20 protein-coding genes and 1 other RNA gene are annotated in these 21,705 nt (G+C 58.2%); 9 read left to right on the top strand and 12 right to left on the bottom strand.

Annotated features, from left to right (window positions below):
- Nucleotides 1–44 precede the first annotated feature (44 nt).
- Nucleotides 45–3,446, top strand: coding sequence for an autotransporter domain-containing protein (locus tag AC0V6Z_RS00725; protein WP_472639539.1), 3,402 nt, complete (start codon nt 45–47; stop codon nt 3,444–3,446).
- 164 nt (nt 3,447–3,610) lie between these two features.
- A complete protein-coding gene (locus AC0V6Z_RS00730; protein WP_472639540.1) occupies nt 3,611–5,095 on the top strand; it encodes an FMN-binding glutamate synthase family protein in 1,485 nt (494 codons plus the stop codon).
- A gap of 863 nt (nt 5,096–5,958) precedes the next feature.
- On the opposite strand, the gene rnpB is transcribed toward AC0V6Z_RS00730, so the two are convergent.
- The 5 genes from rnpB to AC0V6Z_RS00755 all read right to left on the bottom strand — a co-directional run bounded on the left by rnpB (nt 5,959) and on the right by AC0V6Z_RS00755 (nt 9,176).
- Nucleotides 5,959–6,400: RNase P RNA component class A (gene rnpB / locus AC0V6Z_RS00735), an RNA gene on the bottom strand.
- Nucleotides 6,401–6,505: 105 nt separating this feature from the next.
- On the bottom strand, nt 6,506–7,219 hold the full coding sequence (gene aqpZ / locus AC0V6Z_RS00740; RefSeq protein ID WP_472639541.1) for an aquaporin Z: 714 nt from the start codon (nt 7,217–7,219) through the stop codon (nt 6,506–6,508).
- Between the two features lie 128 nt (nt 7,220–7,347).
- A complete protein-coding gene (locus tag AC0V6Z_RS00745; protein WP_472640809.1) occupies nt 7,348–7,986 on the bottom strand; it encodes an N-acetylmuramoyl-L-alanine amidase in 639 nt (212 codons plus the stop codon).
- Between the two features lie 124 nt (nt 7,987–8,110).
- A complete protein-coding gene (locus AC0V6Z_RS00750; RefSeq protein WP_472639542.1) occupies nt 8,111–8,764 on the bottom strand; it encodes a histidine phosphotransferase family protein in 654 nt (217 codons plus the stop codon).
- Between the two features lie 10 nt (nt 8,765–8,774).
- A complete protein-coding gene (locus tag AC0V6Z_RS00755) occupies nt 8,775–9,176 on the bottom strand; it encodes a M67 family metallopeptidase (RefSeq protein ID WP_472639543.1) in 402 nt (133 codons plus the stop codon).
- 28 nt (nt 9,177–9,204) lie between these two features.
- Between AC0V6Z_RS00755 and AC0V6Z_RS00760 the strand changes: the two genes are divergently transcribed.
- Both AC0V6Z_RS00760 and rpoH read left to right on the top strand, forming a co-directional pair.
- The gene (locus AC0V6Z_RS00760; protein ID WP_472639544.1) at nt 9,205–10,158 is read left to right on the top strand and encodes an RluA family pseudouridine synthase; all 954 of its coding nucleotides are present in this window, start codon (nt 9,205–9,207) and stop codon (nt 10,156–10,158) included.
- A 114-nt stretch (nt 10,159–10,272) separates the two neighbouring features.
- Entirely contained in the window at nt 10,273–11,175 is a 903-nt protein-coding gene (rpoH, locus tag AC0V6Z_RS00765) for an RNA polymerase sigma factor RpoH (RefSeq protein WP_472639545.1), read from the top strand.
- 29 nt (nt 11,176–11,204) lie between these two features.
- On the opposite strand, the gene AC0V6Z_RS00770 is transcribed toward rpoH, so the two are convergent.
- Both AC0V6Z_RS00770 and AC0V6Z_RS00775 read right to left on the bottom strand, forming a co-directional pair.
- Nucleotides 11,205–11,978, bottom strand: coding sequence for a hypothetical protein (locus AC0V6Z_RS00770; protein ID WP_472639546.1), 774 nt, complete (start codon nt 11,976–11,978; stop codon nt 11,205–11,207).
- Nucleotides 11,979–12,075: 97 nt separating this feature from the next.
- Nucleotides 12,076–13,410 carry a M20 metallopeptidase family protein gene (locus AC0V6Z_RS00775; protein WP_472639547.1) on the bottom strand — a complete coding sequence of 445 codons (1,335 nt, stop codon included), beginning with the start codon at nt 13,408–13,410 and terminating at the stop codon, nt 12,076–12,078.
- Nucleotides 13,411–13,521: 111 nt separating this feature from the next.
- Between AC0V6Z_RS00775 and mtgA the strand changes: the two genes are divergently transcribed.
- Genes mtgA through AC0V6Z_RS00795 form a run of 4 tightly spaced genes read left to right on the top strand, consistent with a single transcriptional unit; the run spans nt 13,522 to nt 16,586 of the window.
- Entirely contained in the window at nt 13,522–14,202 is a 681-nt protein-coding gene (gene mtgA, locus AC0V6Z_RS00780) for a monofunctional biosynthetic peptidoglycan transglycosylase (protein ID WP_472639548.1), read from the top strand.
- Between the two features lie 4 nt (nt 14,203–14,206).
- The gene (locus tag AC0V6Z_RS00785) at nt 14,207–15,175 is read left to right on the top strand and encodes a cation diffusion facilitator family transporter (RefSeq protein ID WP_472639549.1); all 969 of its coding nucleotides are present in this window, start codon (nt 14,207–14,209) and stop codon (nt 15,173–15,175) included.
- A complete protein-coding gene (locus AC0V6Z_RS00790) occupies nt 15,175–15,756 on the top strand; it encodes a sigma-70 family RNA polymerase sigma factor (protein ID WP_472639550.1) in 582 nt (193 codons plus the stop codon). Before AC0V6Z_RS00785 ends, AC0V6Z_RS00790 begins: the two co-directional genes overlap by 1 nt.
- A complete protein-coding gene (locus AC0V6Z_RS00795; RefSeq protein ID WP_472639551.1) occupies nt 15,753–16,586 on the top strand; it encodes an anti-sigma factor in 834 nt (277 codons plus the stop codon). Before AC0V6Z_RS00790 ends, AC0V6Z_RS00795 begins: the two co-directional genes overlap by 4 nt.
- Here AC0V6Z_RS00795 and AC0V6Z_RS00800 read toward each other — a convergent pair.
- Nucleotides 16,534–17,796 (bottom strand): acyltransferase family protein, encoded by a 1,263-nt coding sequence (locus tag AC0V6Z_RS00800; protein ID WP_472639552.1) that lies wholly within the window; start codon nt 17,794–17,796, stop codon nt 16,534–16,536. The genes AC0V6Z_RS00795 and AC0V6Z_RS00800 overlap by 53 nt on opposite strands.
- A gap of 296 nt (nt 17,797–18,092) precedes the next feature.
- Between AC0V6Z_RS00800 and AC0V6Z_RS00805 the strand changes: the two genes are divergently transcribed.
- Nucleotides 18,093–18,668 (top strand): fasciclin domain-containing protein, encoded by a 576-nt coding sequence (locus AC0V6Z_RS00805; RefSeq protein WP_472639553.1) that lies wholly within the window; start codon nt 18,093–18,095, stop codon nt 18,666–18,668.
- A gap of 117 nt (nt 18,669–18,785) precedes the next feature.
- Here the strand turns inward: AC0V6Z_RS00805 and AC0V6Z_RS00810 are convergent, their stop codons facing one another.
- From AC0V6Z_RS00810 to AC0V6Z_RS00825, 4 genes are all read right to left on the bottom strand, one after another.
- Entirely contained in the window at nt 18,786–19,229 is a 444-nt protein-coding gene (locus AC0V6Z_RS00810) for a GNAT family N-acetyltransferase (RefSeq protein ID WP_472640810.1), read from the bottom strand.
- Nucleotides 19,230–19,254: 25 nt separating this feature from the next.
- Entirely contained in the window at nt 19,255–20,391 is a 1,137-nt protein-coding gene (gene clpX / locus AC0V6Z_RS00815) for an ATP-dependent Clp protease ATP-binding subunit ClpX (protein WP_472639554.1), read from the bottom strand.
- On the bottom strand, nt 20,297–20,524 hold the full coding sequence (locus AC0V6Z_RS00820) for a ClpX C4-type zinc finger protein (RefSeq protein WP_472639555.1): 228 nt from the start codon (nt 20,522–20,524) through the stop codon (nt 20,297–20,299). Before AC0V6Z_RS00820 ends, clpX begins: the two co-directional genes overlap by 95 nt.
- A gap of 273 nt (nt 20,525–20,797) precedes the next feature.
- On the bottom strand, nt 20,798–21,502 hold the full coding sequence (locus tag AC0V6Z_RS00825) for an ATP-dependent Clp protease proteolytic subunit (RefSeq protein WP_472639556.1): 705 nt from the start codon (nt 21,500–21,502) through the stop codon (nt 20,798–20,800).
- Nucleotides 21,503–21,705 lie beyond the last annotated feature (203 nt).

The raw sequence follows: 21,705 nt of genomic DNA on the forward strand, positions 1-21,705 counted from the left end.
TAACTTCCGAGTCGTTGATAGAAACAACTTAGTGGGGGTTTAATATGATTAAACGGTATGTTCTTTCCAGCGCAGGCGTAATCGGCATCGCAAGTGGGCTCTTAGCGGCACCTGCCTATGCCTCTGAAAACGATGGAGATAGCGAAGGTATCTCAACTGAAGCGCAAGGCGATTTCGTCGGTTTCAGAATCGAGCAGAGCAGCACCTCATTCGAAGTCCCTGAAGTTGTTATTCCAGCGGCAACCGCCACAATCGCCCGTACTTCGCGCACAAGCGGCGGCTATATCGGTTCGATCAGTGATCCAGAACAACGTCTTCTAGTCCGTGATGACGTTGGCGTCGATTTCGGCGATCCTGATAACATTGCGCCATATGCAGTGCACATTTTCCAGCAGCGCAATTCAGATGGCGGCGTGTTCTTCAACTGCTCAGGCAGCGTGATCAATCCGCGCACGATCCTAACTGCTGCGCACTGCGTTAACGGAAGTGATGGCCCAATCGCGACCACTTCGTCGGAAACTTATGGTTTGCCGGGTTCAGGAGCTGACACCACGCTGCTGATCTCGACAGGGCAAAGCAGCGCAGACCGCCTGTTTACCTATATTGATACGGGGGCAGGCTATGCTGATGGCGGCGTCGCTTCGAGCACTGACGTAGTGATTCATCCCACTGGCAACGCCGATAACACTGGTCTCGGCTTCCCATGGGCAGACATTGCTCTGATCGCAGTGGACACGCCGATCACCGATGTGCCGTCCTTGCCTCTACTGCTTACGCCGCTGTCAGAGCTCACTCACGTGGTGCAAGTTGGATATGGTACAAATGGCACCGGCCTGACCGGTGGTTCGAATACCGGTGACCGTTTCCTTCGCCGTGTGGGTGAGAACATGCTTGGCCTGCTCGGCAGCACAGCAGACTTTATCGATGGAGTTTTCCCGGCACTTGCGCCCTCATCATCATCCCTCGGGTTTGAAAGCCAAGTCTACTACTGGACCGACTTCGACAATCCTGGTCGTACGCCAGAACAACAAGCTGGTTGCGACTTCCCAGGCGATACAATCAGCTGCGGCACTCTCGAAGATGTGCTGGCAATCGATTTCTTCGATGGCGATGCTCTTCCTGGCGAAGCCGGCACGGGTCCTGGCGACTCAGGCTCACCACTTGTCGCTGATCAACTTGCGGAATTCCCGCTTGCGATCGGAGTTCTCTCGGGCGGGTTTGATTTCTTCGGCCTAGGTGGCACTTACAGCGACGTAAGCTTCTACAATCCGCTGTTTCCATTCTTCGAATTCATCACAGAGAACACGGCTTACAAGTATGTTTCTGCGAAAGCTGGAAACGGTCGCTGGTCTGATCCAAACCACTGGACTCAAGATCTCGATCCGGGCTTCTTCATCCAGGATGCCGATGGCAATATCGTGAATGGCATTCCAGGCGGAAACGAGCCAGGTATCACGGCATCAGGTCCGAAGCTTGGCACGGTTCTGGGTCAGGACATTTCAGGCTTCAGCACCGATATCACCCCAGGTTTTGAAGACATCCCAACAACGCTTCCTGAAAGTTCCGCTCTGCTTGGTCCGGGTTCAACCGGGTTTGTGCCAAACAACACAGACGGAACCCCAGGGACTGCGTTTGAAAACCCAGCGCAATATTTCGACGTTCTGCTGACCAATCGCGGTCGGACACGCGTCGACATTGATGTCGAGATTGATCGTCTGACGGTCGACAATGACCGCGCTGTGTTCATACTGCCTCGGCGTTACGAGTTCACTAGCATCATCGGCGTAGAGCAGTTCTCTGGCGAATCGCGCATCGACGGTACGTTGAACACAGGTCTTCTGACCTTGCTCGGCGGTGAGTTCGTCGGTCGCGGCACCATCAACACCAACGCATTCTTCAATGTGAACGGTTTTGTTGGTCCGAACCGGCTTGGCCAGGTTGGCACGCTGGCCATCAATGGTGACTATGTTCAAACCAGCGGCGGCTTCTTGTTCGCTGACTTTGAAACCCGCGGAAATCAAGTTACATCTGACTTGCTTGAAATCTCCAATCTTGCCGTCCTCGGCGGCAACCTTGTTGTCTTCAGCGAGCGCGGGACGCCACAGTTCGGCAGCACCTTCACTGTTCTAAGCGCAGGCGAAATCGACGGTGCATTTGACACGACCTTGCTGATTTCTCAGTCGCCACTGCTGACTGCCGAAAGCCGGGTTGAAGGCGGGGACGTCGTCGTCGAAATCGGCGCGCTCAGCTTGGCTGGCCTGCTCGGACAGGGTAGCTCACTGGCTTCACTTGGCACATCGCTTGATACGCTGCGGTTTGGCGGACGCTATGCTGAATTCGCCGCAATCTTCGATGTCATCGACAGTGCTGGCGCAGATACGCTTGGTGCATCGCTCGGCGCTTTGACGCCGATCAATGCGTTCAATCAGCAAACGATCGCGAACGGCTTTTCGCAGCGTTTCACTGGCCAAATCGCGCAGCGCACTCTCGCGCTTCGCGGTGCGAACAGCGCAGCGGCTGGCTTCTCTGCAGCGGGCAACGCTGGATTTGCAATGGGCGGTTCGGCTCCACAGCAAGACGGTCAGTTGGGTTTCTTCGGCACCGTTAGTGGAACCTTCCTCGATGCAGGCAGCGTCGACCGGTCTAGCGGTTCGAATGCCTTTGAGGAGGCCGCCTTTACCCAAGCGGGTGAACTCACCATTGGTGCAGATCTGCGGGTCTCGGAGAATTTCAGCCTTGGTGTTGCGATGACAAACATTCGCAACAGCGCAGCTGGAATTGGCGCTTCACGGCCAAATGAAGATGAAAGCCGGTCGGCTGCGATCTATGCCGCCTATCAAGCGGGCAATGGCTTTGCTGATATGTACTTCGGCTTTGCCAACCAGAACTATGGTACGGAACGCGCAGGCACTGCGGGCTTCAGCTCATCGTTCAGCAGCGCGCTTGGCCAGGCAGATGGTGAACAAAGCTTCGCCGGGGTTCGCCTTGGGTACGCATTCGACATCGCCAAGGGCTTTGAAGTTGGTCCAGTTGTGAGCATGGATTATGTTCGCAACCAGATCGGCGGCTACTCAGAGTTCGGTGCTGGCAAGCTCGGGCTTGATGTGCAGGGCCGCGATTTCACCTCGCTCGGCACGAAGGTTGGCCTGATGTCATCACTCGACCTTGATGTAGGACGCACTGGCAAGATCACGGCCTTTGGCTCGGTCGCCTACGCCCGCGAATTGGCGGACAATGTCGACACGGTTACGGCCAGCTTCTTCAGCGCACCAGATGCCGCATTCCAGATCAGCAACCAACTCGATCCAGAATGGGTATCGGTAAACGCTGGCGCTGAAATGGCTCTGTCTAGCCGCGTGAAGGCTGCGCTCTCGGTCACATCTGATCTTGGCCGCGGTGTCCTCACCAACAATCAAGGAAGCTTCTCGCTGAACTGGAAGTTCTAAGCTAGAAACTGACGCACACCAACAAAGGCCGGGTTCCCGACAAGGGTGCCCGGCCTTTTCGTATCGGGGCAGCATCAATCGCGCTGTGCCTTGCTCAAAACCTTGCAATTTGTGCTATCCGCTAGATAAGCGTCCGTAAGTGGATGCCCCCTTTGGAGAACACAATGATCGACACACTCGGCTGGCTGAGCACAATCTTCATTTTCGTGATCGGCTTGATTTTGGCAGGAGTAGTCATCCTGTTTTTCATCGACCGTTTTCAAACCGCCGATGCCGTGCGCCGCAACTACCCCGTTATTGGCCGTTTGCGCTACGTTTTCTCGGAGCTGGGTGAGTTCTTCCGTCAGTACTTCTTCGCAATGGACCGCGAGGAGATGCCGTTTAACCGGGCTCAGCGCGACTGGGTGTACGACGCTGCTGGTGCCAAATCCACCAATGTCGCGTTTGGCTCGACCCGCAATCTCGATCCCGTGGGCACGCCGATCTTCGTCAATTGCCCCTGGCCTACGCTGGAGCAGGACGCGGTTGAGGCGGGATCCCTGGTCATTGGCGAAGGCGCAGCACGCATCCCCTATGACGCCCCGTCGGTCTTCAACATCTCCGGCATGAGCTACGGCGCGCTGTCCACTCCCGCAGTGCGCGCGCTGTCGAACGGCGCGGCAAAGGCAGGATGCTGGATGAACACCGGTGAAGGCGGCCTCTCGCCCTATCACCTCGAAGGCGGCTGCGACATCGTCTTCCAGATTGGTACAGCCAAATACGGCGTGCGCGACAAGGACGGTAACCTGTCTGACGAGAAGCTGCGCGAGGTCGCCGCTCATGATCAAGTCCGCATGTTTGAGCTCAAGCTTTCCCAAGGCGCAAAGCCCGGCAAGGGCGGCATTCTGCCCGCTGCCAAGGTCAATGAGGAGATCGCCGCCATCCGCGGGATCGAGCCGCACACGGCCTCTATCTCGCCCAATCGCCATCCCGACATCGGCAATATTGACGAGCTGCTCGATATGATCGCCCATATTCGCGAAGTCACTGGCAAGCCGGTCGGCTTCAAGACTGTCGTCGGCGCTTACGGCTGGCTCGATCAGCTGTTCACGGCCATTGGCGAACGCGGCATCGCCAGCGCGCCCGACTTCATCACCGTGGACAGCGGCGATGGCGGGACCGGCGCTGCACCCCTGCCCCTGATCGACAATGTCGGGCTGACCCTGCGTGAGAGCCTGCCGATGATGGTCGACCTGCGCGACAAGCACGGACTGAAAGACCGCATCCGCCTCATCGCCAGCGGCAAGCTGGTGACACCCAGCGAGGTCGCCTGGGCGATGTGCGCGGGCGCTGACTTCGTGATTTCGGCGCGCGGCTTCATGTTTGCGCTCGGCTGTATCCAGGCGATGAAGTGCAACAAGAACACCTGCCCGACCGGCATCACCACCCACGATCCGAGCCTGCAGCGCGGGCTGGACCCGACCGACAAGGCGGTGCGCGTGGCCAACTTCGTCGAGCAGATGCGCAAAGAGGTGGGCGTGATCGCGCACAGCGTGGGCGTGCATGAGCCACGCGAGATGCGCCGCTATCACGTGCGGATCGTATGTGCCGATGGGCGTAGCCGCCCGCTGGATGAGCTGTATCCGAGTGCTGGAGTTCGCGCAGCCTGACACTCCACTCGCCGCTCGTAACACACGCTTGGAACGGCTGGAACACAGTATAGGGCCAAAAATCCAATCGATCACAGACGTGCTGATTGATCGAGTGGATCGATTAAAGGCCTGAGGCTCTGGGCAGCGCCGTTTGAGTCTTTGTATTGCGCGCTCGTATCCGCGAGCGCGATTTCCTCGGCCCTGCCAGGCCTGCGAGCGGCCGTTTTCTTTCGTCCTACCGCTTCGCTGTTTGAGGACGAGCGGACCTTGCAGTCGATTGATCGCCGACCGTGCTCCGCAACCAAGCCAATGGGTATGCGCAGGGTTTCTTGGTGCTCGTCCGATGGCCTGGATTGATCCCAGATTCTTTTGCGGTGAGCGTATTGCAGGGAGAAGCATGCCCCAGCCCTAACGGGCGCGCGCCAAGTAGGAAAATTTCTGCTCCCCGCTCCCTATCATCGTCATGCTGAATTCAGTTCCGCGTCCATCGCCAGTTCCGTGCTTTGTTCGTCGTACGGGGAATGGATCCTGGAAGCGCAGCTGGCCAAAGGTCAACCAAGTTCAGGGTGATGCGTTTTTTGTTCCGCAGCACATCCGTGCTGCGATTTGTTCTCCCTTCGGTCGTTCAGCTTCGCTTCCCTCGCGGCTTGCGGACAAGTCCGCGCCGCTGCGGGCGGGGACAAGCCCCTTGCGAGGCCTGCGGCCTCGATCCATTCCAAGCCAATTGGCAGGCTCCAGGCGTCTTGGCGCGATGTAACTGGCTTGGTCGCGGAGCACGGTCGCGCCAGCGATCGCAAGGGCGACGCCCGCCCGGAGCGCTTTTGCGCGGAGGAAAGCCAAGTGAACGGATGTGAACGCTTAGCGCCTGAGGCTAAAACAAAAAGTCAGGGGGCCTCATAAGCCGGGTTCTGTCTCCGCACGCGGTTTCCTCGAGGGGACCAGCCACGCGGCGGCAACCATTCATCTGGGCTACGGATTGCTCCGCAGCTCAAGCAGCCAACCCGGGTCTCTCAGAGCGAAGCGCTCCTGCCGCAAAACGGCGCGAGACCCCTATTTGGCCTTGCTCCGGGTGGGGTTTGCCATGCGGACCGTGTTACCAAGGCCCCGGTGCGCTTTTACCGCACCCTTTCACCCTTGCCTGTGACCTTTAGGGTCCATCGGCGGTATACTCTCTGTGGCACTTTCCCTGAGCTTCAGGCCCGAAAGCCCTCGCTCGGCGGGCGTTACCCGCCACCCTTGCTTCGTGGAGCCCGGACTTTCCTCGCACCTTCAAACCCGCTCATCCTGAGCTTGCCGAAGGAACGCGGCTGCCTTGGCCCCCTGACGAGTGGCGCTATAGAGAAGCATGCCCAATAAACAAAGGGCCAGCTTTCCTGTGAAAGCCAGCCCTCTGCACGTCATGTTCCAAGGTACGAGCGGTTATTCGCCTTAACCGCCAACATTCTCGGCGTTCTCATCGGTTGAGATCAGGAATTTCCAGATCAATGCGCCAATCGCGGCACCAACCAGTGGTGCGACCCAGAACAGCCACAGCTGACCCACAGCACCCGTCTCGGCATAGAAGGCAACGCCGGTAGACCGCGCTGGGTTCACCGAGGTGTTGCTGACCGGGATAGAGATCAGGTGGATGAGCGTTAGGCCAAGGCCGATCGCAATCGGGGCAAAACCGGCTGGCGCCTTTGGCGAGGTCGAGCCCAGAATGATGATCAGGAACATCGCCGTCAAAACGACCTCTGCGATCAGAACTGCGTTCATCGAATAGCCGCCCGGTGACAGCTCACCAAAGCCATTGGAGGCAAAACCGCCTGCGCCGCTCCAGTCCGCGGCTCCACTAGCGATCACGAACAATATGCCGGATGCGACGAATGCGCCCAGCACCTGAGCCGCCCAATATGGGATCAACTCAGCCCAGGAGAAACGTCCGCCAACGGCCAGGCCGAGCGAGACGGCAGGGTTGAAGTGGCCGCCAGAAATATGTCCCACGGTGTAAGCCATGGTCAGGACAGTCAGACCGAAAGCCAGCGATACGCCGACAAAACCGATCCCCAATTCAGGAAAAGCTGCTGCGAGCACCGCGGAACCGCAGCCTCCAAACACCAGCCAGAACGTGCCGAAGAATTCAGCGAATAGTTTTTTTGTCATTTTGGATCCCTCCCTCTCATTCTCGACGACCAGAACCGTCAGGGGAGCAGTGTTAACGCAGAATTCACCATAACGCTCGGCGAAATTATAAATTTACATTGCAGCGCCTGCGAGCGCAGCAGTCTGCGTTAGCGCGAGATCCCCCGATCCCGATCAAGCAGCAATTGAAACAGGATTGCGCCAATTTGTCCATCAATGACGCCATCGATCAGCTCTGGCCGCCAGCGGCGCTGAAACGCCTCAACCGCTTTGATACCGTCGGTGATGTCATAGCCATAGCGTTCCAGAGCGAGGTAAAACGCCCCATCATTGTCGAACGGATCGCCAAGTTCGAGCTTGGCTGGTTTGGCGAGAGTGAGGCCGCAGCGCGCGATCCGATCCCACGGGAACAGCTCGCCCGGATCGATCTTACGCGCCGGGGCAACATCGGAATGGCCGATCACATTCGCGCGTGGGATGTCATATTGCTTCACAATCCGCGCCATCAGCGGCACGAGCGCCTCGATCTGAGCCTCTGAAAAATCGCGGTAGCCAAGGCCGTGCCCCGGATGGTCAAGCTCAATCCCAATGCTGGCAGAATTCACATCACTCTCGCCCCGCCAATAGCTCTTGCCCGCATGCCAGGCCCGCTTTTCCTCAGGGACCAGCCGCGTGACGACACCGTCTTCGCTGATCAGGTAATGCGCGCTGACGCCTGCTCCCACGTCGCACAGACGCTCTATCGCGGCCTCGGCGCTTTCCATTTCGGTATAATGGACGACCAGCATATTGATCGCCGTCTTGCGGTCGTTGAAATTGGGAGAGAGCCGCTCTGCATGGACCAGCTCATCGCCAGTGCCTAAGTTCGGCTCCGATCCCGGCTCTGACCCCTTCCCCGGCCCAGCCACGAGCTTAGCCGATCATCCCGGCAGGCTGCGGCATAACCGCACCCATCACCAGAGCATTGTCATCCAGCTTATATTGCAGGCCGCCGCCGTTTTCTTCCGCCAGCATCGCAATCATATGTGCCGCCGCCGTGCGGCTCGACAGTTCTGTCGGCTTCAAATCGCCTTGCAAAGCGCTGCCGATATTCTCGTCGAAAGCGATCCTATTACCGTTCGCGCGAACCACAATCTCGACATTGCCCTCGTGCAATTCTGCGCCAATATCCATCGTCCCGCCCCGGATCAGCGCATCGAGCGCAATGTGCGCGAGGTTCAGCATCACTTTCACCGCAGGCTTGGGCAGGGTTTTCTCGGTGATGGCCCAATTGAGCTGCACTTCTTTGGCGTCCGAGGCGAGCGCGGCGATCACATCATGCGCTTCTTCCACTGGCACAGCCTCGCCAAATCCGCCCGCCGCGCCGAACGCGAGACGGAAGAATTTGAGCTTGTCAGTGCTGATCTTGGCGCTCTGTTCCAGCAGTTCGACCACCTTCTCGCGCATTTCGGGATCCTGCTCTTCAGCGAGCAGCTCTAGCCCATTGGCGAGCGCCCCAACGGGGGAGAGCATATCGTGGCAAAGCCGCGAGCACAGCAGGCTCGCGAGGTCAGTTGGCGAAGTCATGTTGACTGTCTTAGCCCTCCAAAGGCTGTCTGCAAAGCAATTCGAAGCCGCCTTCCACCGCGCGGTAGAGGCCAAGCGCGCCCTCGCCCGCTATCGCCCAGATCATTCCATCGCCCGCCGACATGGTTATGTCAGTCTTGGATGGCTGCGCTGGCCCGGTCGGGTGCGAATGGAAATAGCCCAAAACCTGCGGGCTATCACCCGTTCGCGCGGCGCGGTGCGCGTCAATAAGCGCCTGCGGATCGATTTCGAAATGGGTTTCCGGCGAAGGGTGGACATTGCGCGCCGGAATGAACCCGGTGACCTGCTTCGCGCCGTCTTGGGTGCGCGTGCCCGTCAAGATCCCGCATGCCTCCCGTGGGTGGGCATCGCGGGCTGCCTTGGCCAGTGCAGTGGCCACATCTCTTGTCACTGGGATCGCCATCGCGCATGGCCCTAGCATGAGCGGCGACAAAGTCATCACTGGCACAATTACGAACGCGGCGCGCCTCGATAAGGCGCTGGCCGAGGCGACCGAGCTGTCCCGTGCGCGGGTGCAGGCCCTGATCGCGGAGGGCCGCGTGACGCTGGGCTCGGCTCCGGCGACCTCTCCCAGCGCCAAGGTGAAGACCGGGGCCGAATTCTCGATCCATGTGCCCGCCGCCAGCGAAGCGGAGGCTCAGCCGCAGGATATTCCTATCGAGGCGGTGTTTGAGGATGAACATCTGATCGTGGTCAACAAGCCTGTCGGGATGGTCGTCCACCCAGCGGCGGGCAATGCCGATGGCACGCTGGTCAATGCCCTGCTGCACCACTGCAAGGGCGAGCTGTCCGGCATTGGCGGGGTTGCGCGGCCCGGCATCGTCCACCGGATCGACAAGGACACCTCTGGCCTGCTGGTGGTGGCCAAATCCGACGCTGCGCACGAGGGACTGGCGAGGCAATTCGCGGATCATTCGCTGCACCGCCGCTATATCGCGGTTTGCGCCAGCCACCCGGCGGCAAAAGAAGGCCGCATTGACGAGCGAATCGGGCGTTCTGACGCCAATCGCAAGAAAATGGCTGTGCTGGACAAGAATTCCTCGCGCGGGAAACATGCGGTCACCCATTATAGGGTATTGGACCGACTCGAATCGAGCGCGGTGATCGAATGCCGGCTGGAAACCGGGCGAACCCACCAGGTCCGCGTTCACTGTGCATCAATTGGCCATCCGCTATTAGGAGACCCAACTTACGGAAAGACACCCAAGACGCTGAAATCCCTGCTCACTTCGCTCAAATTCGCGCGGCAAGCGCTGCATGCGGCGGAATTGGGCTTTCTCCACCCGATTTCTGACGAAAAACTAAGGTTTCGCGTGGATTTACCGGAGGATATGCGGGAACTAATCGACGAACTGGGGCGTTTTAATCGATGAAAGTTGAAGCAAAACACAGCTAAGCAACGTATATGTAACCGTGTGGCCCGAAAAAACGGATGCTCATTAGAGGTCCAAACGCAGCGGGTTGACGCAAGAAAGGTTAGGAACACAGTGACTAAGACGAAAACGGCAGTCCCGGCCCTGAGCGGCGAGCAAAGCCTCAATCGCTATCTCTCCGAGATCAAGAAATACCCCGTGCTGACCGCTGAGCAGGAATATATGCTCGCGAAGCGCTATCAAGAACATGAAGACCCTGAGGCGGCATCTCAACTGGTGTCCAGCCACCTGCGACTCGTGGCGAAGATCGCCATGGGTTACCGCGGCTATGGCCTGCCGGTCAGCGACCTCATTTCAGAGGGCAATGTCGGCTTGATGCAGGGCGTCAAGAAATTCGAAGCCGATCGCGGCTTCCGCCTCGCGACCTATGCGATGTGGTGGATCAAGGCATCCATGCAGGAATTTATCCTGCGCAGCTGGTCGCTCGTAAAAATGGGCACCACCGCTGCTCAGAAAAAGCTGTTTTTCAACCTTCGCCGGATGAAGAAACAGCTTGAGGCGTACGAAGACACCGACCTGTCGCCCGAGGATGTGACCAAGATCGCAACCGATCTGGGCGTGCCGGAACAGGAAGTCATCAACATGAACCGCCGCATGATGATGGGCGGCGATGGCTCCCTCAACGTGCCGATGCGCAATGGCGAGGACGGTTCTGGCGAATGGCAGGATTGGCTGACCGATGATCGTCCGTTGCAGGATGAGATGGTCGCCGATGCTGAGGAAGCCAATGTGCGCCACGAAATGCTGGTTGAGGCGATGGACAGCCTGAACGAGCGTGAGCAGCACATTCTGACCGAACGCCGCCTGACCGAGAAACCGCAGACGCTGGAAGAACTCAGCCAGGTTTATGAAGTGTCGCGCGAGCGCATTCGTCAGATTGAAGTGCGCGCCTTTGAGAAGCTACAAAAGGCAATGCAGCGGATCGCAGGTGAGCGTTTGCTGCCTGGGGTGGCTTAAGTTCGCAGCGTACGCGCTAGATTGAATGACTACGAAGGGTCGGACTCGCTCATGGGCTCGACCCTTTTTCTTTGCGTGATTTCTTCGCGCCATCGCGTCTCAATTGAGCCATTCGCATCTATGATCTGCATTTCCTGAACAATGGAGCGTGTAATTTCCCCAAGTTCTGGTCCCACGGCAAAGGTGACCGTGAACTCACCAGAATAATTCTTCGCAGCCAGTTCTTCTTTCATCTCTTCTAATGATCGCGAGGAACCGCTCAGCTCTTCAAGAATCTCAAGCTGTCGCAACTCCTGAGTTCGCAAAAAGGCCGGATCTATCTGCCCGTTCGCGACAAAGGCCTGCTCATCAAGATCGCTTGAGACCTGCGACAAGGTCGCTTTGCCTGAATTGCCGCTGAGGGTGTAATTTGCCCCATCCTCGAGTCTAAGTGAGACCAGATCATACCTGTCGATCGTCTCAAGAATGGCGCGAGGGTCACATTCGATCTTGAATACCATCCAGGTGAAATAGTGTTTTCCGCAGACCTCCATTGTCGCTTCGATTTCTTCGAGAAAATGATCCCGGCGCGCTATCATCTGAGCCTCGTTCACAATCTTTCGATCGTCGGGGCCGCATCGGAGCAAGCGCACAGGAACTTGCCACTCTACAAGTGGGCGAGGCTGACCAGGATTGTCCACGATATCGAAAGACCGCTCCAAACAGCCATTCTCGCGCGCATGCACCTCTTCCACATAGAGATAACTGCCTCGGGAAGAACCTGAAGACATTTCGCCTTCTGATTTCGTTTCGTAAGAGATCAAGATTTCGTAGCGCTCAGCGGCGAACGCTGGCCCGCTCATGGCGAGCATCAGAAGCGCCGTATAAATGCCCGCAATGCGCCTAATCATACCTTATTCCTTAACTCGCAGGCGCCAAATCCAGCACCGCTGAAATCATTGCCTGTGTGCCCAATGTCACGCTTTCGCGCGGTGCGACCTTGAACAGCGGGGAGTGGTGCGATGGCACTGCGGGGCCGCCATTGTCTTCGGCATCGAACGCGGCCTGAGGGGTGCCGCCGACCGTGAAATAATATCCCGGCACGTCGAGTTCCTCGGTGACGAAATAGGCAAAATCTTCTGCACCCATGCCCTTTTGCTCCCATGGCTCGAAAGTGTCTGCGCCAAGATCGCGTTTCATCACCGCGTTGAGGCGGCGCGCGAGCTCCGTGTCGTTATTGGTTACCGGCGTGCCCTCGCTCACCTTAACCTCCACCGGCAAATCGTCCGGCAGGCCATGCGTCTTGCCCATGCCAACGGCAATCCGCTCAATCGTCTCGAGCAATTGCGCACGTGTTTCCTCATCATTGGCGCGCACGGTCAATTGCAATTCGGCGCGGTCAGAAATGATGTTGTGTTTGGAGCCTGCATGAAACGAGCCGACGGTGATCACGGCGGGCTTCAGCGGCTGAACCTCGCGGCTGACAATCGATTGTAGCGCGGTGACGATTTGCGATGCGATATAGACCGGGTCCTTGCCGCGGTGCGGGCTGGCGCCATGCGCGCCGACGCCCGGCACCAGAATATCGACCGAGTCCGCGCTGGAATATTGAATGCCTTCCGATGCGGATAGCTTGCCCGTGGCCAGGCCCGAATTCACGTGGAACGCCAGCGCATAGTCAGGCTTGCCAAACCGCTCGTACAATCCATCGGCCAGCATCGCCTTCGCCCCGCCAACGCGTTCTTCCGCGGGTTGGACGACGAACATGATCGTGCCGCTCCACTGGTCCTTCATCGCCATCAGACGGCGCGCTGTGCCGACCATGGAGGTGATGTGCACATCATGGCCGCAGGCATGCATAACTGGATATTCCTGACCATCCTGGCCGATTTGCGTCGCGGTGGAGGCGTATTCGAGGCCGGATTTCTCCACCACTGGCAGGCCGTCCATATCCGCCCGCAGCAGGATTAGCGGACCCTCGCCATTGCGCATCATTCCGACAACGCCAGTGCCGCCGACATTCTCCGTCACCTCAATGCCGACCGCGCGCAATTCCTCCGCCATGCGGGCAGCGGTTTTGCCTTCGAGGAAGGACAGTTCCGGGTGCTTGTGAAAATGGACGAACAGCGGCTCGAGATAGCTATCGTAATCCGCCTCAACCGCCTGTGCCAAATTGTGATAGTCGGCGGCGGCCGGAACCGAAAACGCCGCGACGGCGAGCGTGGCGGCAGAACCGGCGGTGCGAAGCAAATGCATTGAATTGTCTCCCGGAAACCTGTTGGCTTCAGGTTCAAGCATGGCCCTACCCAGATCGCAAGGTGTGCGTGATTGCGCCGCAAACAAAGAGCAATTAGAGGCGATGCTGTTATGCGCCGCAGCCTCTTCTTCCTCCTACGCTTTACGGCCAAGTTCCTGTTGTGGTTTTTTGGGATATCGCTCGCGCTGATCGTCCTGTTTAAATTCGTGCCCGTGCCGATCACCGCAACCATGCTGATGGATGAAAACTCCGTCACCAAGGATTGGGAAAGCCTGGACAATATCGATCCCAATCTGGTTGCCGCCGTTATCGCCGCGGAAGACAGCAAGTTCTGCACGCACACTGGCTTTGACACCGAAGCGATTGAAAAAGCGCTGGAATACAACGCAAAGGGGGGCCGCATACGCGGCGGCTCCACCATATCGCAGCAGACGGCCAAGAACGTGTTCTTGTGGCAGGGCGGCGGGTATTTCCGCAAAGGGCTGGAGGCCTATTTTGCCTTTGGCATAGAGAAAATCTGGGGCAAGCGCCGAATTATGGAGGTCTATCTCAACGTCGCAGAAACCGGCATTGGCACATATGGCGCAGAGGCCGGAGCACAGCGCTATTTCGGCAAGTCTGCCGCGCGGCTCGCCCCGATAGAGGCCGCCCGCATGGCCGCCGCCCTGCCCCTGCCCAAGAAACGCGCCGTTATCGCGCCCAGCGGATGGCTGGCCCGCCATGGCAACACGATCCGCGCCCGAATCAATGTGGTGAAACGTGACGGGCTGGATGATTGCGTCTACGATTAAGTGGATGGGGTCATCGCACGCACATAATCGTCATAATCACGCTCATGATGATGGGCACTCGCATGGTCATGCGCACAGCCATGCGCCGGGCCATTATGGGCATGGCCATTCCCACGCTCCGGCCGATTTCGGTATGGCCTTTGCCATCGGCATTGCGCTCAATTCGATCTTTGTCATTATCGAGGCCACATACGGCTTCCTATCGGGATCCATGGCGCTGGTCGCCGATGCGGGACACAACCTGTCCGATGTACTTGCGCTGATCCTGGCCTGGGTCGCCAATATCGCCTCGAAGAAGCCCGCCAGCGCGCGCTACACCTATGGCTTCAAGAGCTCCACGATCCTGGCAGCGCTCGCCAATGCGCTGCTGCTGGCGATGGCGATTGGGGCGATCCTGTTTGAGACCGCACACCGCCTGTTTGAACCGGCTCAGCCGCAAGGCATGGTGATGGTCGTGGTCGCCGGGATCGGCATTGTGATCAACACCGTCACCGCCCTGATGTTCATGCGGGGGAGCAAATCGGACCTTAATATCCACGGAGCGTTCCTGCATATGGCGGCCGATGCCCTGGTCTCGCTTGGCGTGGTAATCGCAGGAATTGCAATTATTTACAGCGGATCGGAGTGGATTGACCCACTTGTCAGCCTGATCATTGTTGGCGTAATTGCATGGGGAACATGGGGACTGGCCAAGGACAGCCTCAAAATGGGCTTGCTCGCCGTGCCTGCCGGGATTGACGAAGCCGATGTGCGGCTTCATTTGGCAGAGCTTGATGGAGTGGACGAAGTGCACAACCTGCATATCTGGCCAATGTCGACAACCGAGACCGCGCTGACGGCGCATCTGGTGGCGCCCGGCGGATGTGACGAAAGCTTTTTGCGCACAGTGACTGACCAGCTGGAACAGAAATTCGGAATCAGCCACACCACCATTCAAATCCACCGCAAGCGCGATGACGCGGGCTGCTGTTGATGGCGGATGGGCCCACACCGGCCAGAGCGGAAGCGCGCGAGGCGCTAAAGACGGCCATGGCGCGGCTGGCCGAGGGTGACCGCAGTGCGCTGGAAGATATTTATCGCGCCACACGGGTGAAACTGTTTGGGATTTGCTTGCGTATCTTAGGCGACAGGAAAGAAGCCGAGGACGCGTTGCAGGACGTCTATGTAAATCTGTGGCAAAGGGCGGATCGCTATGATCCCACCCGGGCGAGCCCGATCTCGTGGTTGGCGACGTTCGCGCGCAACCGCGCGATTGATCGTCTGCGCACGGGTAAGGTGCGCGGCGGCGCTGTGCCTGTGGAAGAGGCCGCTCCTCTGCCCGATCAGGCGCCGCTGGTCGACAGTCTGCTGGTCGATGCGGAGCAAACCGCACAAATTCACACCTGCATTGAGGGGCTGGACGAAAACGCGCGCGGTCACATTCGCGCCGCCTTCTTCGATGGAAAAACCTATGCCGAGCTGGCTGAGCATGCCGATGTTCCGCTGGGCACGATGAAGAGCTGGATCCGCCGCGGGCTGCAACGCCTGCGCGCTTGCCTGGAGGCGAGCGAATGAGCGACGAGAACGGCATGGACCGCGAAGAGATCAAGCGCGACGATCCGATGTTGGCGGCGGAGTTTTCGCTTGGCCTGCTGGAGGGTCAGGAATTGCTTGCCGCGCGCGGAAAACTGGCCAGCGATCCCGACTTTGCCTGGCGCAAGGAATGGTGGGACAATTGGTTCGCACCGTGGACCGATGAAATCTCCGGTGCAAAGCCGAGCGCAAAAGTGTGGGCTGAGATTGAAGCCCGCGTGCGTGCAGCATCAACCCATGCGGAGACAGGCCTGGACAGCGCCAATGTCGTAGAATTGCAAAGCAAGGTGCGACGCTGGCAATGGGTCAGCGCGCTAACCAGCGCAGCGGCGGTCGCGGCCCTTGCCTTGGTTGTCCTGCCGGCTGGTACGGACAGTGTTCCCACGCCCGGCGCGAGCGAAGCGCCGCAAATCGCGGCGGCGAACCCGCTGGTCGCGCAAGTACCGATTGGCGATACCGGTCTACGCCTCGATGTGACGTATATGCCCGATAGCGAGCGCATGTTGGTGGGCGCGATTGGCCTGACTGCAGACGGCGTTCACGATCATGAGCTGTGGCTGGTGCCAGCCGATGGCACCCCACTGCAATCCCTTGGCGTGGTGACGCCGGGCGAGGTCCGCAGTGTTACCCTGCCTAAGGAGATCACTCAGAATATGGGTGACGGCGCCGAGCTGGTGCTGACGCGTGAACCGATTGGCGGCAAGCCAGAGGCGCAGGATGCTCGAGCCCCGTGGTCGCACAGGGCGCATTCAATCAGGTTTAGACCGCAGGCTTTCCGCCCGCTCCGCTTACATTACCATTGGCGCGCCTGACGCCTGGCATGCCAAAGCTCTGCCAGAAACCGGGTGCCTTGCGGATCGCGGCAACATCCGTCTTACCATTGAACAGCAGCCGCAGCAGCGCAAACCGGCGGACCATCGTTTCATGGAACAGGATCACCGTTGCCGCCGCCGCGACCGTCAACAACGCCCATTCCAGCGCAATCGGCCATTCCACATGGGTAAACCCGCGCCCATAAATATAGACCAGACAATGGTGGAACAGATACATCGATAGAGCGCTGTCGGCGAGCCACCGGGTGCGCAGGCTGTCGTTTGAAAAGTGGCGGTAAAAGAACTGGATCAGGAACAAGACGAGTGTCCAGATCGCCAACTGGTTGAGGAACAGCATCGCCATACCGGCCGCGAAGCCTTGATCGGGGTTCGCATATGGTTGGAAAGCGAAGGCCAGCACCGCAGCAAACGGCATCCATGCGCGCCATGTGCGCAGCCGGTCAAGCAGGCTGAGCGAAAGCGCGGCCGCCACACCGAGCACGAAGAAGGGAAACTCGCTGATCAGCTTGTACCAGCTTTGAAAGCCGGGGAAGAGCAAATCATACCCACCCGGTACCTGGCTAGCGACGGCGAAATTCACAGTGTTGGCCGCAGCCAATGCGAGCACGAATAACGCAAAGGCCCAGCTTGATTTCAACCAGCCAGCGGCGCGGTCCACCATGCGCAGCGCGCCTGTGCGGATCGCAGCCCCCTTCGGGATTGCAGCCTGGACGATGGCCGAGAAGATAAACATCGGCACCAGGCTGACCAGGAACCACAGATGCAGCGACCATTCCCCGCTGACCCAGATCTGCGCGAACCCGCCGCTTTCAATCCAGCGCATCAGTCCGCTGTCGCCGGTCTTGTCATTCCAGCGCAGGTAATGTTCCAGCATGTTGAACGACAGCGCGATCGCAATCAGTGGAACGACAGTTCGCATAAAGCGATTGCGCAAAAACCCGCCCGGTGTGCGGCGCGCCAGCATGAGGACGGTGAAAAACCCGCCGACGAAGAAAAATGTCGGCGTGATCACCAGATGCAGACCGAAAATCACCCAATCGAAGAATTCATGGCGCTGTGCATTGCTGGTGATCCAGGGACGTGCAGGCGCGTATACCGTCGCCGCATGCAACGCGACCGACAGGAACATCAACACAGAGCGCATGCCGTCGATATCGTGATAATGTTGGGCTGGCTTCGAATTGGGCATTGAGGGTTATAGATCCGTCGCTTGATATTGAGAGCTGTGCTGGTCTGTCACACACTGCCTGCCACTCGCTTGCAATCGCACGCAAAGGCGCGTCCCAATTCGAGATGACGGCTCTTCAAAGCGTTAATCTCATGCCCTTTAAGAACCCCATAAAATCCGCGAAATTCAGAGCGTTTCCGTACAGTTTCTGTACCTGCGACAGAAAAATTTTCACATTGTCCGCATCCAGCACATGAGCGTTTGCGTAGCTCCCACCATGCAAGAACGGGAGGTCTTGCGGATAAAGGAGAACCCGAATGCCTAAGACCTCGACCAGTTCAATAGTTAAGGCCGCCGCCCTTGCAGCGATCGCCGCAACCACCGGCTTTGCGGTGCTGAACACCACCCCGCTTGCGGCTCATGGTCACAAGAACGCTGAGAAAAGTCAGCCGAACATCGTACAAACCGCCCAGAGCACTGGCGTACACAACACTCTCGTCGCTGCCGTGACCGCCGCGGATCTCGCAGGCACGCTCCAAAACCCTGGCCCATTTACCGTGTTTGCGCCGACCGACGCGGCGTTCGCGAAGCTACCGGAAGGCACGGTCGACACACTGCTCAAACCTCAAAACAAGGGCACACTCACCAACGTGCTCGTCTACCACGCAGTGTCCGGTGCGGTATCGTCGAGCGACCTCGTAAAACTGATTAACAAACATGGCGGCGAAGCGACAATCGACACGCTCGCTGGCCAGAAACTGACGGCACGTCTTGTCGGCGACACCATCGTGATCACCGATGCAAAAGGCCGTGCGACCGCAGTGACCACCGCCGACGTCATGACCTCAAACGGTGTCATCCATGTGACCGACGGCGTGTTCCTCCCCGCATAAGAACACCGCCTTCCCCCTTTCGCGCCGCTGCATCCTTCCCTTCCCTCCCACATGCAGCAGTGCAAACCAAGAACCCCGCTTGGCTGAGTGATCGGCGAAGCGGGGTTTTTCGTATTCCTATTCGGAAAGATCGAGATCGAAGTGCAGCACATGCTGGGCTGCGCCCAGCTTTCCATAAAGCGCGATAGGAGGCTCATCGCCTTTATCCGCCTGAACGAAAACCGCGCTTGTCCCGGATGCTTCGGCAATCGCCGCTAAAGACCGGAGCAAAGCCTCAGCAATGCCCATCCTGCGAAATGGCTCGGCAACCGCCAGATCATAAATGTAGATTTCTGAGCGCGCCTGCTCGAACTTTTGAAGGATATAAGCGCTCAGCGCGCCAACAACTTCGCCGTTTCGAAAGGCGGCAAGCTGAATGAAATCAGGCTTTTGGAGCAGTGCAGAGCAATACTCGTCATCCGGTTGATTGCGCTCATATTCCTCTGACTGCTCGAAAGCCTCAGAGTATACGCGCAACGCCGCGCGAAAGTCCGCCAGATCGGATGACGTTAGCCTACGGATCGAAACTCCGGCAGGCGGCAGCAAATTAAGCCGCCTCTTCCTTCTCTTCGCCCTTGCCGCCGAGTACCTGGACCGGCGCTTTTTTACCCTCGACCACTTCGGCATCGACCACAATTTCGGTCACGCCTTCAAGGTCGGGCAAGTCGAACATCGTGTCGAGCAAGATACCTTCGACGATTGAGCGCAGCCCGCGCGCGCCCGTCTTGCGCTTGATCGCGCGCTCCGCGATCGCTTTGAGGGCATCATCAGTGAAGGTCAGCTCGACATCTTCGAGTTCGAACAATTTGCCATATTGCTTCGAAATGGCGTTCTTAGGCTCGGTCAGGATGGTGACCAACGCATCGACATCCAGATCGTGCAGGGTCGCAATCACTGGCAGACGGCCAACGAATTCAGGGATCAGGCCGAATTTCAGCAGATCTTCCGGTTCGCTCAGTTCCAGCAATTCGCCTACATTGCGCTTGTCCGGGTCAGCAACATGATTACCAAAGCCAATCGAGCGCTTTTGCAGGCGATCAGCGATAATCTTGTCGAGGCCCGCAAACGCGCCGCCACAGATGAACAGGATGTTCGTGGTGTCAACTTGCAGGAATTCCTGCTGCGGGTGCTTGCGGCCGCCCTGCGGCGGGACAGAGGCGGTGGTGCCCTCCATCAGTTTCAGCAGCGCCTGCTGAACACCCTCACCCGACACGTCGCGGGTGATCGATGGATTTTCGGCCTTGCGGGTGATCTTGTCGATCTCGTCGATATAGACGATGCCATGCTGCGCTTTTTCAACGTTGTAATCCGATGATTGCAGCAGCTTCAGAATGATGTTCTCAACATCTTCACCGACATAGCCCGCCTCGGTCAGAGTGGTCGCATCCGCCATGGTGAACGGCACGTCGAAGGTGCGCGCCAAGGTTTGCGCGAGCAATGTCTTACCCGTGCCGGTCGGCCCGACCAGCAGGATGTTGGATTTCGCCAGCTCAACACCGTCGGCTTTGCCGGAATGCTTCAAGCGCTTGTAGTGGTTGTGAACCGCAACCGAGAGATTGCGCTTGGCGCTGTCCTGGCCGATCACATAATCATTGAGCGTCGCGAAAATTTCGGAAGGCGTTGGAACTTCGCCCTCTTTCTTGCTCGACGATGCCAGCCTTCGTCTCTTCACGAATGATGTCATTGCACAGCTCAACGCATTCATCACAGATGAACACGGTTGGCCCGGCAATGAGCTTGCGCACTTCATGCTGCGACTTCCCACAGAAGCTGCAATATAGGGTGCTCTTACTGTCAGTTCCGCTCAACTTGGTCATTTCCTATTGTCCTGGGCCTTCACTCGCACTGGTCTAAACTACAGCGTTTGTAATCCAATTACCAAACCGAGTGCCCGGTGGGGATTCGCTCAACAATATATAGGGCCGGTTGTGAATCAACATTAACGCGGCTCTTTTTGGGCGATTGCCCAGTTTTGGCGTCTTTAAAGTCGCACTTTGGCCGCCTGTGTCCCGGCGTGGGATGCCGAACGAGCGATTCTTAATCGCGATTCGGCCAGGCACGGCCAAAAAATGCGGTTCAGACCGCTCGCCTTATTCCGGCGCGCCGCCCGAACCCTTCTCATCATCGCCCGAGTCGCCCTCTGGACGGGTTTCAAACACTTTATCGACCAGACCGAATTTCATCGCCTCGTCCGCTTCCAGGAAAGTGTCGCGGTCCATCGCCTTTTCGATCTCAGACAGTTTCTTGCCCGTGTACTTCACATAGAGATCATTCATGCTCTTTTTGATCCGCAGGATCTCACGCGCCTGAATCTCAATGTCAGAGGCCATGCCGCGCGCACCGCCGGATGGCTGGTGGATCATGATCCGCGAGTTTGGCAGAGCGACACGCATGCCCGGCTCACCAGCAGCGAGCAGGAAGCTGCCCATGGAGGCCGCCTGGCCCATGCAAACGGTCGAAACGCGCGGTTTGATGTATTGCATCGTATCGTGGATCGCCATGCCAGCGGTCACAACGCCGCCCGGCGAATTGATGTACATCGAAATTGGCTTCGACGGGTTTTCGCTTTCAAGGAACAACAACTGAGCGGTGATCAGCGAGGCCATGCCGTCTTCAACCTGGCCAGTTACGAAAACAATCCGCTCTCGCAGCAGGCGGGAGAAAATGTCAAAACTGCGTTCACCGCGGCTGGTTTGCTCAACCACCATCGGCACCAATGCGCCGGTTGCCGGATCGCGAGTGAATTGCCCCTGGGTGCCGTGCGTTTCGCCAGAATTGCCGAACAGGTTGATCATGTGCTGGTGGTCCTTCTTTATCTCGGTTCTGCTATGTCGGGGGCACACGGAAAATGTTCAAGGGCCTTAACCTTCACCTGTGCATTCAATCACAGTTTCTTTTTGCGAGATCAGACGCGTGAACACACGCGCAAATGCCGCCAAACTGGAATGGGAATCCAGCCGGCGGCATTTCTGTATTGTTTAGTTTTAGCGCGGCAGCG

The organism is Erythrobacter sp. SN6-5 (assembly GCF_057364945.1).